The sequence below is a fragment of the Bradyrhizobium lablabi genome (genome assembly GCF_900141755.1).
Taxonomy (GTDB): Bacteria; Pseudomonadota; Alphaproteobacteria; order Rhizobiales; family Xanthobacteraceae; genus Bradyrhizobium; species Bradyrhizobium lablabi_A.
Genome location: NZ_LT670844.1, coordinates 4011061 through 4026421 on the forward strand (window position 1 = coordinate 4011061; position 15361 = coordinate 4026421).

11 protein-coding genes and 1 pseudogene are annotated in these 15361 nt (G+C 62.0%); 4 read left to right on the forward strand and 8 right to left on the reverse strand.

Annotated features, from left to right (window positions below; genetic code table 11):
- Window positions 1-48 precede the first annotated feature (48 nt).
- Window positions 49-1458: a flavin monoamine oxidase family protein gene (locus B5526_RS18665; protein WP_079540360.1), complete on the reverse strand. Its 1410-nt coding sequence runs from the start codon at window positions 1456-1458 to the stop codon at window positions 49-51.
- 194 nt (window positions 1459-1652) lie between these two features.
- Here B5526_RS18665 and B5526_RS18670 point away from each other — a divergent pair, with 194 nt between their 5' ends.
- Window positions 1653-2618 carry a YiiX/YebB-like N1pC/P60 family cysteine hydrolase gene (locus tag B5526_RS18670; protein ID WP_079540362.1) on the forward strand — a complete coding sequence of 322 codons (966 nt, stop codon included), beginning with the start codon at window positions 1653-1655 and terminating at the stop codon, window positions 2616-2618.
- On the opposite strand, the gene B5526_RS18675 is transcribed toward B5526_RS18670, so the two are convergent.
- A complete protein-coding gene (locus B5526_RS18675) occupies window positions 2593-3540 on the reverse strand; it encodes a hydroxymethylglutaryl-CoA lyase (protein ID WP_079540364.1) in 948 nt (315 codons plus the stop codon). The two genes, B5526_RS18670 and B5526_RS18675, sit on opposite strands and share 26 nt — an antisense overlap.
- Window positions 3537-4715, reverse strand: coding sequence for a CaiB/BaiF CoA transferase family protein (locus B5526_RS18680; RefSeq protein WP_079540366.1), 1179 nt, complete (start codon window positions 4713-4715; stop codon window positions 3537-3539). The genes B5526_RS18675 and B5526_RS18680 overlap by 4 nt, the downstream gene beginning before the upstream one ends.
- 156 nt (window positions 4716-4871) lie before the next feature.
- Here B5526_RS18680 and B5526_RS18685 point away from each other — a divergent pair, with 156 nt between their 5' ends.
- The gene (locus tag B5526_RS18685) at window positions 4872-6278 is read left to right on the forward strand and encodes an MFS transporter (protein WP_079540368.1); all 1407 of its coding nucleotides are present in this window, start codon (window positions 4872-4874) and stop codon (window positions 6276-6278) included.
- Window positions 6279-6384: 106 nt separating this feature from the next.
- Here B5526_RS18685 and B5526_RS18690 read toward each other — a convergent pair whose 3' ends face one another.
- The 3 genes and pseudogenes from B5526_RS18690 to B5526_RS18700 all read right to left on the reverse strand — a co-directional run bounded on the left by B5526_RS18690 (window position 6385) and on the right by B5526_RS18700 (window position 8058).
- Window positions 6385-6783, reverse strand: a complete 399-nt coding sequence (locus tag B5526_RS18690; RefSeq protein ID WP_079540370.1) for a hypothetical protein — start codon at window positions 6781-6783, stop codon at window positions 6385-6387.
- A gap of 127 nt (window positions 6784-6910) precedes the next feature.
- Window positions 6911-7432: pseudogene (locus B5526_RS18695) on the reverse strand (N-acetyltransferase family protein); the annotation flags it as partial.
- Window positions 7433-7602: 170 nt separating this feature from the next.
- On the reverse strand, window positions 7603-8058 hold the full coding sequence (locus tag B5526_RS18700; protein WP_079540374.1) for an Lrp/AsnC family transcriptional regulator: 456 nt from the start codon (window positions 8056-8058) through the stop codon (window positions 7603-7605).
- Between the two features lie 153 nt (window positions 8059-8211).
- Between B5526_RS18700 and B5526_RS18705 the strand changes: the two genes are divergently transcribed.
- Window positions 8212-11655 carry an indolepyruvate ferredoxin oxidoreductase family protein gene (locus B5526_RS18705; protein ID WP_079540376.1) on the forward strand — a complete coding sequence of 1148 codons (3444 nt, stop codon included), beginning with the start codon at window positions 8212-8214 and terminating at the stop codon, window positions 11653-11655.
- A 57-nt stretch (window positions 11656-11712) separates the two neighbouring features.
- A complete protein-coding gene (locus B5526_RS18710) occupies window positions 11713-12465 on the forward strand; it encodes a sulfate transporter family protein (RefSeq protein ID WP_079540378.1) in 753 nt (250 codons plus the stop codon).
- A 140-nt stretch (window positions 12466-12605) separates the two neighbouring features.
- Here the strand turns inward: B5526_RS18710 and B5526_RS18715 are convergent, their stop codons facing one another.
- Both B5526_RS18715 and B5526_RS18720 read right to left on the reverse strand, forming a co-directional pair.
- Complete coding sequence (locus B5526_RS18715; protein ID WP_079540380.1) at window positions 12606-14243, reverse strand: MFS transporter; 1638 nt, start codon at window positions 14241-14243, stop codon at window positions 12606-12608.
- Window positions 14230-15306, reverse strand: a complete 1077-nt coding sequence (locus B5526_RS18720; RefSeq protein ID WP_244562372.1) for an HlyD family secretion protein — start codon at window positions 15304-15306, stop codon at window positions 14230-14232. The genes B5526_RS18715 and B5526_RS18720 overlap by 14 nt, the downstream gene beginning before the upstream one ends.
- Between the last annotated feature and the right edge of the window lie 55 nt (window positions 15307-15361).

Genomic DNA, 15361 nt, shown 5'->3' on the forward strand with positions numbered 1-15361 from the left:
TCAATTGATCGGCGCTCCCGGGAGCGCGGATGCTCGGCGAGGGAGAGCTCAATTTATCGGCGCTCCCGAACGGGCGCGGCGGCGGTGTTTTGCCACCGGGGGCGGCGCCGCGACGGGTTCGGTATCCTTCAGCGCGCCGATCCTTCGCAGCGCCGCTTCCGCGGCGCGTTCGCCGCTTTCCCAGGCGCCGTCGACCGTTCCCCACAGGGTTTCGTGGGTGGCTTCGCCGGCGAGGAACATGCAGCCGATCGGCTCGGCGAGGATCTTTCGTGACGGCTGCGCGCCCGGCGCGGCCGACGACATCGCGCCAAGCGCGAACGGCGCGGCGTTCCAGCGCGTCGCGCTCGTTTTCTTGACCGCGGCAGCCGTTTCGCTGCCAAACAGTTTTGTCAGCCATTCCGTGGCAAATGCCACCATCGCCTTTTCGCCCTGGCCTGAAAGATCGCGGCCGAACGAACCCGCGACATCGATCGAACACAAGGATGAGCCGCCGATATTGGCAAGCAGGAGCGCCGTGCGCGTCGAATTGCTCTGCTCGATCATGATCTCGTCGCGCCCAAGTCCCAGCGGATTGCCCGGCAGTTGCAGCACAATGTGATCGTAGCTGCCGAGGCTCAGTTTGGCCGCGGCGTCGAGCTGGCGCTTGGGGATATCGGGCGTGAATTTGATATTGCCTGATGTCAGTACGTTGCTCGATACCGTGATGACGGCGGCGCGCGCGGCGATCTTGCCGGCTTGCGTCTCCACCATCACATCGCGGCCGCTCCAACTGACGCGGCTTGCCGGCGTCGACAGCGAAAGTGGAATCTGGTCGGCGAGTTTTGTGATCAGCGTGCCGAGGCCCTGGCGGCAGGCGATCGCGGCGCTGCGATCCCCGGCGCGGGCCTTGTCGATCACGGAGATATCCTTCAGATCCTTGCCTGTGGCGCTGGCGCCGAGCACGAATTCCGCAGTACCCGCCCAGTCGCCGAGATCCTTCGGCAGCACAGCAGCGCAGGCAACATCGGCCTTGCCGCGCGAGGCCTCGTCGAGGGCGCGGTTGGCACGCACCAGAGCCGCCAAAAATTCCTCGGTTTCGCCGGCGCGCGCATTGCGGCGGCCGATGCGAATTTTCTGACCCAGTGGCGCTGCCGCGATGTCGAGCCCCGCACTGCGCCCGAGCTTGATCATGGGATTGTCGGGATTATGCAGCCAGCGCGCGCCGCGATCGAACGGCACCTCGAATGTCGCGCTGTCGGTGAGGCAGCGGCCTCCGATCCGGTCCGTCGCCTCCACGACGATTACCTTGCGATTCGCCGCGATGATCCGCCGCGCCGCAGCAATTCCGGCAGCACCCGCGCCGATCACGACAATGTCAGCCTCGCGCGGCAACGGCGCGGCGAACGCGCGCGATCCAAGCGCCGGCGCCGCCGCAACGGCCGCGGAAGCCGACAGGAAATCGCGGCGGGTCATTGTCATGTCATGGTTTCCGGAAGTTTGAAAAAGCACAGAACATCTAGCGAACTTGCCGCATCCCACAGCCTGCGGCAACCATCATGGTGAATCAAACATGATTGATCCATCCAAGCCATGAACTAAATTGCAACGGCTTTCGACCATGATAAGGAAACATAAAAAGCTGCCGTAAAAGGCCGCTTGGGGGAAGGATTGTCATGGGCTCCGTGCTCGATACCGTCGGCAAGCTGATCGCGAGGTACCTCGAGAAGGAGGTGCCGGGCTATGAGCCGTTCACACCGAGCGACCCCGAGCATCTGCGCGGCATCATCGAGCAGGGCGACGTGCTGCTGGTCGAAGGCAACAACCGGGTTTCCGGCATCATCAAATATCTTACGCAGTCGACCTGGTCGCATGCCGCCCTTTATGTCGGCCCGATCGACGGCGCCGAAGAGCCCAACGGCGAACCCCATGTCCTGATCGAGGCCAATATCGGCGAGGGCGTGACCTCGGCGCCGCTGTCGAAATATTTTCCCTATCACACACGGCTGTGCCGCCCGGTCGGGCTGTCGTTCGAAGACCGCTACACCGTGTGCCGCTACGCCATCAACCGGATCGGCTTCGGCTACGACACCAAGAACATCCTCGACCTGATGCGCTTTTTGATTCCGCTGCCGATCCCGCAACGCTGGCGGCGGCGAATGATCGCATTCGGCTCCGGCGATCCCACCAAGATCATCTGCTCGGCCTTGATCGCGCAGGCCTTCGACGCCGTGCGCTATCCGATCCTGCCCAGGATCACGCGCGCGGGCTCCAGGCAGGCCCGCCGCGAAATCCTGCACATCCGCGATTCATCGCTCTACATGCCGCGCGATTTCGACATCTCGCCCTATTTCGAAATCGTCAAACCCACCATCGTGCACGGCTTCGACTACACCGCCCTGCACTGGGCCGACAAGCAGAAGCCGCTCCGGGAGGTAGCGGGCGAATTCGGCCCGTTTCCCGAAGCGATCAACGCGCCGCCACTTGTTCCTGAAGCGATTGACGAAGAAGCGCCGATTCCGGCTGAAGAAGTAGCACTGGTTGCCGGGGTGACGACGCTGGTCGAGCGCGTCACCGTCGCGGAGCGTTTCATGTTCGTCGAATATGTTCCGCAGATCAGGCGGCCACGCTTGCTTTCCTGACCGGCAGCCCGGCGCGGGCGAGGCCGCCATAGAGCGTCTCGTTCGGCATTTCCGATCGCAGGATCGAGCGCACCGCGACCAGTTTTTCAATATCGATGGCGGTATTGAATCCCTTGCTCTCGCAGAGAAAGACAAGATCCTCGAACACGACATTGCCGGTGGCGCCCGGCGCGAACGGGCAGCCGCCGAGGCCGCCGAGCGAGCCATCGAGGATGCGCGCGCCGGCATCGAGCGCCGCCGACGCATTGGCGATCCCCATGCCCCTGGTATCGTGCAGGTGAACGCATACCGGCTTCGTGCCGGACATTTTCACGATCGCCTTGGTGAGTTCGCCCACCTGCTTCGGGCCGGCGAAACCGACGGTATCGGCGACGGCGACGAAATCGACACCGGCCTCGAGACATTTTTCGGCAATCTTGATCACCTCACGCGGGTCGACGGGACCTGTGATCGAACAGCCGAGCGCCATCGAGATCGCGGCATTGACGATCGGCTTGTGGGGACTCGCGTCGCGCAACTCGCAAAGCCGTTTGACATTGGCGATGGCCTGCTCGCGCGACCGGTTCGCATTGGCCTGGCTGTGCTCTTCGGTGGCGGAGACCACGGAAGCAATTTCGGCAACGCCTGAGGCCAGCGCCTCATTGACGCCGCGCTCGTTCAGCGCCAGCGCAACGCCGTGCGCGCCCGGAAGCGTTGCCACGGTCTTGACGATGTCGCGCACATCGGCGAATTGCGGAAATGTTTTTGCCGGCAGGAACGAGCCAACTTCAAAATGCCGCACGCCGGCGCCGTATTCGTCGCGCAGCCAGTGCTGTTTTGCGGCCGTCGATGGAAAGGTCTTCACCAGTTGCAGGCCGTCGCGTAGGCCGACCTCACGCAAGCTGACGCGCTCACTGGGATAAACGTCCTGAACTCGGGTCATGCCAGCCTCGCAGCGGTTTTGCCGGTTGGTGAAAATTCTTCAGCCTCAAGCTCGGATCGAACGGCTTCGGTGTCAGCGCCGAGCGCAGGCGTCTTCAGCCCTTCGCCGATGCTGGCGCCGTTCCATTCGATTGGAAGCGCAGGCACACGGAACGGCGCGCCATCGACGTTGAAGTTGTTGACGAGGCCGCCTTCGCGCAGCACATGCGGATCGTCAAACAGATCTTCGGGGCGGTTGATCGGCGAGAAGCAGATGTTCAACCGGTCGAGCGTCGCCGAGAGATCGGCCGCGTTCCATTTTTTTATCACCTCGGCGGCGCGCGGAATGATCCGCCCGCGCGCCAGGATACGATCGGTGGTGGTGCGCAGCGCCTCATCTTCCAAGAATTCCGTCATGCCGAATTCGCGGCAAAAACTTTGCCAGTGGCCTTCGGTGACGACGCCGATGAAAATGCGCTCGCCGCCTTTGGTCTCGAAGATGTCGTAGATCGGCCAGGCGTGCTCGCGCTCGGGCATCGAGCGCGGCTTGTTGCCGGTCATCTCGTATTCGACCATGTGCTGCGCCACCAGAAACAGGCAGTTCTCGAACAGGCCGATGCGGATGTCGGCTCCCTCAGCGCCTCCGCGCCTCTGATAGAGCGCGGCGAGGATCGCGATCACCCCGAACATGCCGCCCATGATGTCGTTGGCTGATGACCCGACCCGCTGCGGTTTCGCGACCGTCCCGGTCATCGCGGCGAGCCCCGACATCATCTGCACGACCTCGTCGAGCGCCGGGCGATGCTCGTAGGGGCCGGACAGAAAGCCTTTGTGGCCGGCGACGATCAGATGCGGATGCCTGCGGCGCAACTCTTCAGGGCCGAGCCCCTGCTTTTCCAGCTGGCCGTCGCGGAAATTTTCCAGGAACACGTCGGCACTGGCCAATAGCCGATCCATTGTCTGGCGATCCTCGGGCTTTGCAAGATCGAGCACGACACTGCGCTTGCCGCGATTGAATAAGGGGAAGAACGAGGTGCCCATACCGCCGAGGCTGCGGGTCTTGTCGCCGGCCGGCGGCTCGACCTTGATGACCTCGGCGCCGAGCTGGGCCAGGATCATGCCGCAGGTCGGCCCCATCACCATGTGGGTCATCTCGACGACCCGTACGCCCTCTAGCGGCAGGCCCTGCGTGCTCATTGGCGTCTCCCGGGGGTTCCGCAAAACTTCGGTTAAGGCAAATTAGGCTTCCGAGCGCTATCTGCTAAATATACACATAGCAAGCGACGACCAAAAGCGCGCGAGGCAACGCTGCAATGCGTCCCGCGCAAAAGAACGAAACAGAGGGAGGAATTCATGACCGCCATCGGCATCGAGGCTGGAATTGATCTTGCAGCCGGCGGCGGGGCAGACGAGATATCGCGGCGGCTCGAAAGCCTGCCCGCGTCCTCCTATGTGTGGCGGCTGGTGATCCTGTTGTCGCTTGGCGGCTGTTTTGAAATCTACGACCTGTTTTTCACTGGATATATCGCGCCGGGCCTCACCCGTAGCGGGCTATTGACCACCACGACGCAGGCGTTTTTCGGCTTTTCCGGCATCGGCGCCTTCGTCGCCGCAACCTTTGCCGGATTGTTTGTCGGTACGTTCTTCCTGGGCTTTCTCGCCGACCGGTTCGGGCGTCGGGCGATTTTTACCTATGCGCTGCTGGGCTATTCCGCGGCGTCGGTCGTGATGGCGTGTCAAACCACTTCCGGCGGCCTGTTGCTGTGGCGCTTCATCGCCGGGATCGGTATCGGCATCGAGATCATCACCATCGACGCCTATATCACCGAGCTCGTGCCGAGCTGGATGCGCGGCCGCGCCTTTGCGGTCAATCAATCCATGATGTTCATCTCGGTCCCCATCGTCGCGTTTCTCGCCTGGTGGCTGGTGCCGCTGTCGCCCTACGGCGTCGATGGTTGGCGCTGGGTGGTGTTGATCGGCGCCGCCGCCAGCATGGTGATCTGGGTATTGCGGCTGCTGGTGCCGGAAAGCCCGCTTTGGCTGGCACGCCAAGGCCGAATGGAAGAGGCGGTCAAAATCCTGCGGACATTGGAGGCCTCGGCCGGCGCCGCCGCGCGCCCGGAGCGGACGCCGGATGCCTCGCCGGCGCGCACTGTGGCAAAGGCGACTTTTGCCGATCTGTTCAGGCCGCCTTACCTCTCGCTGGTCGTGCTGTTCATGGTGTTCAATTTCTGCCAGGCCTTTGGCTTCTACGGTTTTGCCAATTGGGTGCCGACCTTGTTGGTCGAAAAGGGCATTACCATTACAAGAAGCCTGCAATATTCCTTCATCATCGCGTTCGCCTATCCGATCGCCCCGCTGCTCGCCGCGAGCTTTGCCGACCTTTTCGAACGAAAATGGATCATCTGCGGCGCCTGCGTGGCGATCATCGCGTTCGGGATGGCGTTTTCGCAGTTCGCAGCACCTGCGCTTTTGATCCTGAGCGGCGTGCTGCTGACGGCGGCGAACATGACCATGTCCTACGCCTATCACGCTTATCAGACCGAAGTGTTTCCGACCTCAATCCGGGCGCGGGCGTCGGGGCTGGTCTATTCGATGAGCCGGATCAGCGCGATGTTTTCCGGCTTCATCGTCGCCTACATGCTGCGGGTCGGCGGCGTCAACGGCGTGTTCGGCCTGATCATTTCAGCTATGATCCTCGTGATTATCACGATCGCGACCTTCGGTCCGAACGTCCGCGGCAAACCGCTTGATACCTGACGGAATCCTTTGTGAGCTCTCGCGGGCTGTTGCCGAACCCCACGAGCATGTCGCCCTCTCGCGAGGGTTGCCGAACTACGAGAGCTTTATGCCTCCGTTGTCCAATTCATAGAATCGTATCGCGATCAAACAACTGTTTTGTGCTCGAACCGTCGCCGTGGTTTTCAATAATGCGAAGTTGCTTCCCGGCGCCGACAACCTCGAAGAAGACTTCGTCGTCTTTCGGATCGTCGCGCCATCGTCCAGGCTCGGAAGCCCAAACGACGCGATTGCCTTCGATCCGACATCGATAGGTCCAAACGAAATTGTCCATTGGCCGGACGTAAGTCAGGAACAGGACGTCGCCGACGGTTCGAGTTACCTGCATCATCTTCGGATCCCGACCCATAATTGATGCAATCGCCGTTCGGCAAATCGCCTCGACCTCGAAGGCTGGCGCAGCTGATGCCAGTGACATGCTCGCGAACAACATCGTGAATGCAATTAGCCGAAAAACGAAATGCATAGGCGAATCTCTGCTTTCTCCCGATCGTGTCTTCACATTCGGGCCGCGCTCAACAAGTCGTATGGCTGCCGTTCAGTGCCGCGTGCAATTAATCGAACATATCGCAGGGCGTTGCGGTGAACCTCAGTTAAGGCTGTCGGTTTGGGGCGAGCACGAGAGTGACGTCGCACACGCCGCGATCCTCGACGTCAGTCTTGACCTCAAATCCCAACTCCCGGCACATTTTCAGCATGACGGCATTTTCCTGGAGAATCTCGCCGTAGATGCGGCTCAGGCCCTCCGATTTTGCGTACTCGATGATCAGTTGCATCAGGGCCCAGCCCAAGCCCCTGCCCTTCAGATCCGATCTCAGCAGGATCGCATACTCGCCGGTCTCGTGGATCGAGTCGGAGTAGAGCCAGACGACGCCGAGCATCTCGCTGCTGGCTTCATCGATGGCGACAAAGGCCATCGCGCGCCCATAATCGAGCTGCGTCAGTTTGGCGATGAATTGAGGCGAGAATTCCCGGATGGAATCGAAGAAGCGAAGCCGCAAATCTTCCTTGCTCACGTGTACGAGAAGGTCGCGAATTAGGAGCTCGTCATCGGGTCTAATCGGCCGGACAAATATCCGCCAGCCATCCCCGAGAACGAGATGCCGTTGCCATTGCGGATTGTCCAATCGAAACGCTGACATCAGGACACCAAAGGCTATTTGTACCGCCGCATCCGGTCTGCCGCCATAGGATACTTCTTTGCATGAGCGACGGAGATGCGCGTCGCTTGGATGGTCGACGGTTTCGACGGCAAGGTTTGGACGGAGATATCCGCTTCGCCGCGTCAGAACGGCAGCGCGACGTCGTACTTGATCTCTTTCAGGATGACATTGGTCCGCACGTGGCGGATGCCGGGGATCTTGAACATGAAGTCGTCAAGGAACCGGTTGTAGGCGGCCATGTCGCTGACGACGACCCGGAGGTGGAAGTCAGCATCGCCCGTGGTGGCAAAGCATTCGAGAACTTCCGGGCGTTTTCGAACACGCATGATGAATTGCGAGACGAATTTCTCGTCATGGCGATCGAGCGAGACATGCAGGATGGCCGACATCGAAAACCCGGCCTTCTCGCGGTCGACCAGCGCCGTGTAACGCGCGATCACTCCCTCGGCTTCCAGCGCCGCGACCCGGCGCCAGCAGGCGGAGGAGGACATGTTGAGGCTATCGGCCAGTTGCTGGTTGCTCTGACGGCTGTCCCTCTGCAGATGCAGCAACAGCCGGCCATCAAGCGGGTCGATCATTTTGTCGGTTTCCTGCTCTGAATGATTTGTTCAGATTACCGGCATAATTCGGATAATCCTACCTAAAAGTCGCCAGCGGACGGGAAAATGGGAATATTCTACCGGCCGATCTGACAGATACTCGCGTGGGCATCCCCACTGGGAGGATGGACAATGTCAGAATCAAGCGAGAAGCTGCAAACACGCCTCGACGATTATTCGCTCGATGACCGCTACACGCGACAGGCCGGAAGGGTGTTCCTCACCGGCACCCAGGCGCTGGTGCGCATCCTGCTCAATCAGCGCGACCGCGATATCGCCGATGGAATTAACAGCGCCGGCTTTGTCTCGGGCTATCGCGGTTCGCCGCTCGGTGGCGTCGATCTCGAACTTTGGCGCGCGCAAGAATTCCTGAAACAGCGGCGGATCGAATTTCTGCCCGCGGTCAACGAGGACCTCGCGGCGACCGCGGTGCTCGGCTCGCAGCAGGTCGAGAGCCACCCAAAGCGCGAGGTCGATGGCGTATTCGGCCTCTGGTACGGCAAGGGCCCCGGTGTCGATCGATCCGGCGATGCGCTGAAGCACGGCAATGCCTATGGCTCCTCGCCGCATGGCGGCGTGCTGGTCGTCGCCGGCGACGATCATGGCTGTGTTTCCTCCTCGATGCCGCACCAGTCGGATGTCGCCTTCATGGCGTGGTTCATGCCGACGCTCAATCCGGCGAGCGTCGCCGAATATCTTGCGTTCGGCGAATACGGCTACGCACTCAGCCGCTTCTCCGGAATGTGGGTAGGTTTCAAGGCGATTTCGGAAACCGTGGAATCCTGCGCGTCGGTCGACGTTCCCAACCGGCGGGTTTTTATCCGGCCCGATTACGCAATGCCGCCGGGCGGGCTGCACTACCGCTGGCCCGATCTTCCCGGGCCTCAGATCGAGCACCGCCTCGAATTCAAGAAGAATGCGGTGCTCGCTTTCGCCGCGGCGAACCCGATCGACCGCAGGATCTACGACATTGCGGATGCGACCTACGGGATCGTCACCACCGGCAAGGGCCATCTCGATTTGATGGAGGCCTTGCAGTTGCTTGGCTTTGATGAGACGGAATGCCGGCGGCTCGGCGTCGACATCTACAAGGTCGGCATGGTGTGGCCGCTGGCGCACCACGACGCGCTGGAATTCGTGCGCGAAAAACGCGAGATCCTGGTGATCGAGGAGAAGCGCGGCATCATCGAAAGCCAGTTCAAGGAGTATTTTTATGATTATCCCGGCCACAAGCCGGAGCGGATGGTCGGCAAGTACGACGAGAACAACACGCCGCTCGTGCCCTGGGTCGGCGAATTGTCGCCCCGCCTGCTGGCGCCGATCGTGGCGCGGCGACTGGATGCGATCTTTCCGGGCCTGAACCTTCAGGCGAGGGCGGAAAAGCTTACCGCAAAAAGCACCGCGATCCCCGAGATCTCCGGCGCGACCCGCACGCCCTATTTCTGCTCGGGCTGTCCGCACAATACGTCGACAAAAGTCCCGGAAGGTTCGCACGCGCTGGCCGGCATTGGCTGCCATTTCATGGCGAGCTGGATGGATCGCGAGACCACCTCACTGATTCAGATGGGCGGCGAAGGCGTCAACTGGGCAGCCTCCTCGCTGTTCACCGGCCGCCGTCACGTTTTCCAGAATCTCGGAGAAGGCACTTACTATCACTCTGGATCGATGGCGATCCGCCAGGCGGTCGCGGCCAAAACCAACATCACCTACAAAATCCTGTTCAACGACGCGGTTGCGATGACCGGCGGCCAGCCGGTCGATGGGCCCATCACCGTTCATGGCATCGCGCACGAAGTCCGCGCCAACGGCGTCGCGCGCATCGCGTTTATTTCCGACGAGCCCGAGAAATTCAACCGGCGCGATTTCCCTGACGGCGTCACATTCCATCCGCGTGAAAACCTCGACGCGGTTCAACGCGAGCTGCGCGAGATCCCCGGCGTCACTGTGCTGATTTATGAGCAGGAATGCGCCACCGAAAAGCGCCGCCGGCGGAAACGCGGCCAGCTCGCCGATCCGCCAAAATTTGCCTACATCAACGATCTCGTGTGCGAGGGATGCGGCGACTGTTCGGTCGAATCCAATTGCCTGAGCGTCGAGCCGAAGGAAACGCCGTTCGGCCGCAAGCGCCAGATCAACCTGTCGTCCTGTAACAAGGATTTTTCCTGCCTGAACGGCTTTTGCCCGAGTTTTGTCACGGTCGAAGGCGCGACGCGACGCAAGCGGCGGGGTGCGGACATTGACGTGCTGGCCCGCGCTGACTCGCTTGCCGAACCCAATCGCGTCGAGATGACAAAGCCCTTCAACCTGCTTGTCACCGGCGTCGGCGGCACCGGGGTCATCACCGTCGGCGCACTGGTGACGATGGCGGCGCATCTCGAGGGCAAAGGCGCATCCGTGCTCGATTTCACCGGCTTCGCGCAAAAATTCGGCCCGGTCATGAGTTTTATCCGGTTATCGGCTGACCCCTGCGACATCCATCAGGTTCGCATCGATCAGGGCTCGGCCGACGCATTGATCGGCTGCGACATTGTCGTCAGCTCATCCTCCAAGGCGACCGCGACTTATCGCACCGGGATGCGCGCGGTGATCAATACCGCGGAGATGCCGACCGGCGACATCGTACGCAACCGGGACGCAAGTCTTGAGGGGGCGAAGAGGTTGCAGAGCATCGCACGCATCATTGGCCCCGAAAATATCCGGAGTTTTGACGCCAACCGGATTTCCGATGCACTGTTTGGCGATACCGTGTTTGCCAACGTGATCATGCTTGGCGCTTCCTGGCAGCAAGGCCTGGTTCCGGTTTCAGCCGAGGCGTTGATGCGGGCGATCGAGCTGAACGGCGTCGCCATCGAACAGAACAAGCGGGCGTTTGCGTGTGGGCGACTTCTTGTCGCGGACAATGATTTTGCCGCGTCGCTATTGGGCCAAACGCAAACCGAGGAAACCCTGGATCAGATCATTGCGCGCCGCGTCGATTTCCTCACCTCCTATCAGGACAGCCGATACGCCGAGCGCTATCGCCAATTCGTGAATGGCGTTCGCGCTGCTGAACGCGACCGAACGCCCGGCTCCGAATTGCTCACCATCGCCGCCGCGCGCGCGCTGTTCAAACTCATGGCCTACAAAGACGAGTACGAGGTGGCGCGCCTGCACACCCAAACCGGATTTCAGGAAAAATTGCGGCGGGAGTTCGAAGGCGATTTCAAGATAAAATATCATCTCGCGCCGCCAATGCTGGGGGGGCCCAAGGATGCGCGGGGACGGCCGCGCAAGCGGCAGTTCGGACCATGGATCGAACCCGCGTTTCGACTGCTCGCGCGCCTCAGGATTTTGCGCGGAACGCCGCTGGATATCTTCGGCTACGCGCGCGAGCGGCGGATGGAACGAAAGTTGATCGCCTGGTATGAATCCCTCTTGACTGAGCTACTTCCTCTTCTACATGCGGGGACTGTCGCGCCACTGGCGGAGATCGCGGCCTTGCCGATGGAGATACGGGGATACGGCCCGGTCAAGGAAGCGGCGGTTGAAAACGTGACGGCGAAAGTCTTAAGTCTTCGGGCGGCCTTGCAACCATGATCCACGTCCACGACATGTCCGGACAAATGCCCCGCCGCTCGTAAGGATAAGACCGTTATGATAGATGCCGCCGTCAAGGCGCTTTCGCAGATATTGTCGCCGCCGATGCGCTCGATCCTGTGGCGTTCGATCGGGCTCGCGCTGGTGCTGATCACGGTGCTGGCGATCGGCCTGCAGCGGCTGTTGAGCTGGTTTGCCACTTCAGGCCAGGGCTGGGCCGAGACACTGCTTGGCCCGGGCTTTCAGACGCCGCTCAATGTACTTGCCTGGATCGTCTCGATCGCCGCCGGTCTCGGCATCGTGTTCGGCGCGGTGTTTCTGATGCCCGCGATCACCTCGCTGGTCGCGAGCGTGTTCGTCGACGAGGTCGCCGACCATGTCGAGCGCGAATATTATCCGGCCGAACGCCCCGGCGTCGCGCTGCCGCTTGGGCTTGCCGTGACCGAAGGCATCAAGATCGCGCTGTTGACGATACTGGTCTATTTGATCGCGCTGCCCTTTGTGTTCTTTGCCGGCGCCGGTTTTCTCGCGTTCTTCATCGCGACCGCATGGCTGCAGGGGCGGCAATATTTCGAACTCGCCGCGATGCGGTTTCGCCCGCCGGCGGAAGCCAAGGCGATGCGCAAGGAAAACGCCGGCATCATTTTCACTGCAGGACTGATCATCGCAGCCTTCGTGTCAATCCCGATCGTCAATCTGGCGACGCCGTTGTTCGGCATGGCGTTCATGGTCCACATGCACAAGCGCCTGAGCGGCCCCCGGCCGGAGCTGATCGAGCGGTCGCGGAAGACCAGCGTGCCGGTGGTGTGATTCCTCATGGTGAGGAGCGCGTCTTCGCGCGTCTCGAACCATGAGGCCCCGATGCGGCCATCCTTCGAGACGCCGCGCAAGCGCGCGGCTCCTCAGGATGAGGGCGGAGCAAGTCGGTTCGTGCACCGGCTCGCCCGCCTCTATGTCCGCGACAACCCAAATCGCCGCATCAGGCCGCGTGCGACGCCGAACGGCGCCGGAGTGAATGGCCCCGGCGGCGCACGGGCGATTAGCGCCACGAAACCGAGGGCTGCTATTGCGAGCCAGAACGTCAGCCAAAAGCCGTCGATATAAGCAAGCACATTCGCCTCGCGCTGCACGATCGCCGAGAGCGACCCAACAGCGCGTGCCGGCGCGGTGGCCGCGCCGTGGCTCGCAAATAGATCGGCGAATTGCTTGAGAATCCGCACCACATTGTCGCTGCCGGTCTCCAGATGCTGCCCGAGATAATTGGAATGGACCTGCTCGCGGACCCGCAGCCAGGTGCCCATCAGCGCCACGCCGATCTCGGCGCCGCCGAGCCGCATGATCTGGATATAGGCGGCGAACGCGGTCGCCCGGGTCGGATCGGCATTGGACAGTGCCACGATGATGAGAGGCAGCAGCGTGAAAGCCTGGCCGATCGACTGCAGCATCACGATCGCGATGAAATCACCGCGCGCCCAGTCATGCGTCAGTTGCGTGCCCAGCAGGTTTGCCGCGGCGAACGCCGAAAATCCGAGGGTCACCACGAAGCGCGGATCGAAATGCCGCAGCAGGAAGATCGATACCGGCACCATCACGAACATCGGCAGCGCGCCGTAGATCACCAGCAGCACGCCGCTCTGTTCGGGCCTCAACTGGGCCACCACGTTGAGAAAATTCGGCACAAGCGATGAATTGGAGAGGCTCGTCAGCGTGTAGAGCAGGATCACGACCAGCGACAGCCCGATATTGCGCGAGAACAGCACGGTGACGTGGGCCCATGGCCGGCGAACCAGCATCTCGTTGATGACAAAACCGACGCATAATACGCCGCCTCCGATCAACAGCGCCATCACCGTGCCGGATTCCAGCCAGTCGAGGCGATTGCCCTGATCGAGGCCGGCATAGACCATGGAAACGCCGGTGCCGAGCAGCAGCATGCCGCCCCAGTCGGCATCCCGCACCACCTCACGGTTGATCGGTTCTCGCGGCGTTCCGAGATAGACCATCAACCCCATCAGCGGCGCGATGACGACGCCCTGCCAGTACAGCCACTGCCATCCCCAATGATCGACGTAGAAGCCGACCAGCGAGGTGCCGGTATCGAGCGCGAAGCCTACCCGGATCGAATAGATTGCAATCGCCGGCAGCCACCATTTGATCGGCAGATTGCGGAACACGATCATCAGGGTGGCGGGAACGAAGGTGCCTAGCAGCATGCCGTGCACGATAGAGAGCGCGATCAGCGCGGGATAATCACGCACGAGCGGGATCAGCAGCGAGATCAGCGCGTAGACGAGGCTTGGGATACCGAGGACGCGGCGCAGGCCGAACGCGGTCGCAAGCCAGGCTACCGATGGCGCAATGAAGATCTGGGAGCCGATCGCCGCGGTGGAGAGCCAGGCGCCCTCATCGAAACCTAGCGAAAAAGCGCCGCGCAAATCCGGCAGCCCGACCGAGGTCAGGCGGCTGTCGAAATTCGCGAGAAACGAGCCGAGCAGCACCGCACCGACCGCAAACAAAGGCTGCGCTGCAATGCCTCCGCGCGAGAGCGGCCCCCGGTCGGCGTGGTCGGGTTCGCTACTTTGCGCCATCCGCGCCCGCTTCGTCGGTATGGATCCGGGTCACTACCGACATTCCCGGCAACAGCCGCTCCAACAGCGGCTGGCCCTTGTCGAGCGCGATCCGAACCGGGACACGCTGCACCACCTTGGTGAAATTGCCGGTCGCGTTGTCCGGCGGCAGCAGCGCGAATTGCGACCCGCTGGCGGGCGCGATCCGCTCGACCCGACCGTGCAGCCGTTCGTTCGGGAAACTATCGACGGTCACCTCGGCCAACTGCCCCGGTCTTACCCTCGTCAGTTGGGTCTCCTTGTAATTGGCGATGACGTAAACATCCGGCAGCGGCACCACATTGATGAGGCTTGATCCGATATTGACGTAATCGCCGGGCTGCACCTGACGCTCGCCGACCACGCCATCGAAGGGCGCGGTGATCTTGGTGTAGCCGAGCTTGAGGCGGGCCGCAGCGAGCGTCGCCTTGGCGGCCTCGATATCCGCCGCGCGCTGCTTCTTGGTTCCGGACAGGACCTCGAGCTGGTGACGCTCGGCCGCGATCAGGGCGCGGCTTGCCCGGACGTCGGCCTGGGCGCGGGCATAGGCGGCGGTCGCCTGTTCGAGCTTTTGCCTTGTTCCGGCTTCCGTCTGCGACAGAGACTGCTGCCGCTCCTGTTCCTGACGGGCTTCGAGCTCCTGCGCCTGCGCCGACACCTGCTGTGCCTCGCCTTGCGCGATGGTCGCATATTGCAGCTCGACCTGGTTGGCGAGATTGTCGAGCGCGGCCTGGGCGCCCGCGACGCCAGCCTCGGCTTGCGCGACCTGGGCTTCGTAATCGGCGGGATCGATCTGGACCAGCAGATCGCCGGCCTTGACGCGCTGAAAATCTTTCACCGCGACGGCGATGACTTCACCGGCGACCCGGCTGCTCAACCGGGTCAACTCGGCCCGGACATAAGCATCATTGGTGGTCTGGATCACGGCGCTGCCGACCCATTCGTCCCAGCGCAGCGTCGCCAGCGCGATGAATCCGAGCGCAACCAGCACTGCGAACAATGGCAGCGCGAGGCGGCCTAGCGAATTGCGCGATCCCTGCGCCACTGTCGCGCCGGCTGCCGCGGCAGCGGATGAGGAGGATGCTGTTGCGCTTGCCTGA

Coding starts and splice junctions, on each gene's coding strand:
- B5526_RS18710 (WP_079540378.1), top strand. CDS start 11,713: ATGATAGATGCCGCCGTCAAGGCGCTTTCGCAGATATTGTCGCCGCCG.
- B5526_RS18700 (WP_079540374.1), bottom strand. CDS start 8,058: ATGATCGACCCGCTTGATGGCCGGCTGTTGCTGCATCTGCAGAGGGAC.
- B5526_RS18715 (WP_079540380.1), bottom strand. CDS start 14,243: ATGGCGCAAAGTAGCGAACCCGACCACGCCGACCGGGGGCCGCTCTCG.
- B5526_RS18675 (WP_079540364.1), bottom strand. CDS start 3,540: ATGACCCGAGTTCAGGACGTTTATCCCAGTGAGCGCGTCAGCTTGCGT.
- B5526_RS18705 (WP_079540376.1), top strand. CDS start 8,212: ATGTCAGAATCAAGCGAGAAGCTGCAAACACGCCTCGACGATTATTCG.
- B5526_RS18670 (WP_079540362.1), top strand. CDS start 1,653: ATGGGCTCCGTGCTCGATACCGTCGGCAAGCTGATCGCGAGGTACCTC.
- B5526_RS18680 (WP_079540366.1), bottom strand. CDS start 4,715: ATGAGCACGCAGGGCCTGCCGCTAGAGGGCGTACGGGTCGTCGAGATG.
- B5526_RS18665 (WP_079540360.1), bottom strand. CDS start 1,458: ATGACAATGACCCGCCGCGATTTCCTGTCGGCTTCCGCGGCCGTTGCG.
- B5526_RS18690 (WP_079540370.1), bottom strand. CDS start 6,783: ATGCATTTCGTTTTTCGGCTAATTGCATTCACGATGTTGTTCGCGAGC.
- B5526_RS18685 (WP_079540368.1), top strand. CDS start 4,872: ATGACCGCCATCGGCATCGAGGCTGGAATTGATCTTGCAGCCGGCGGC.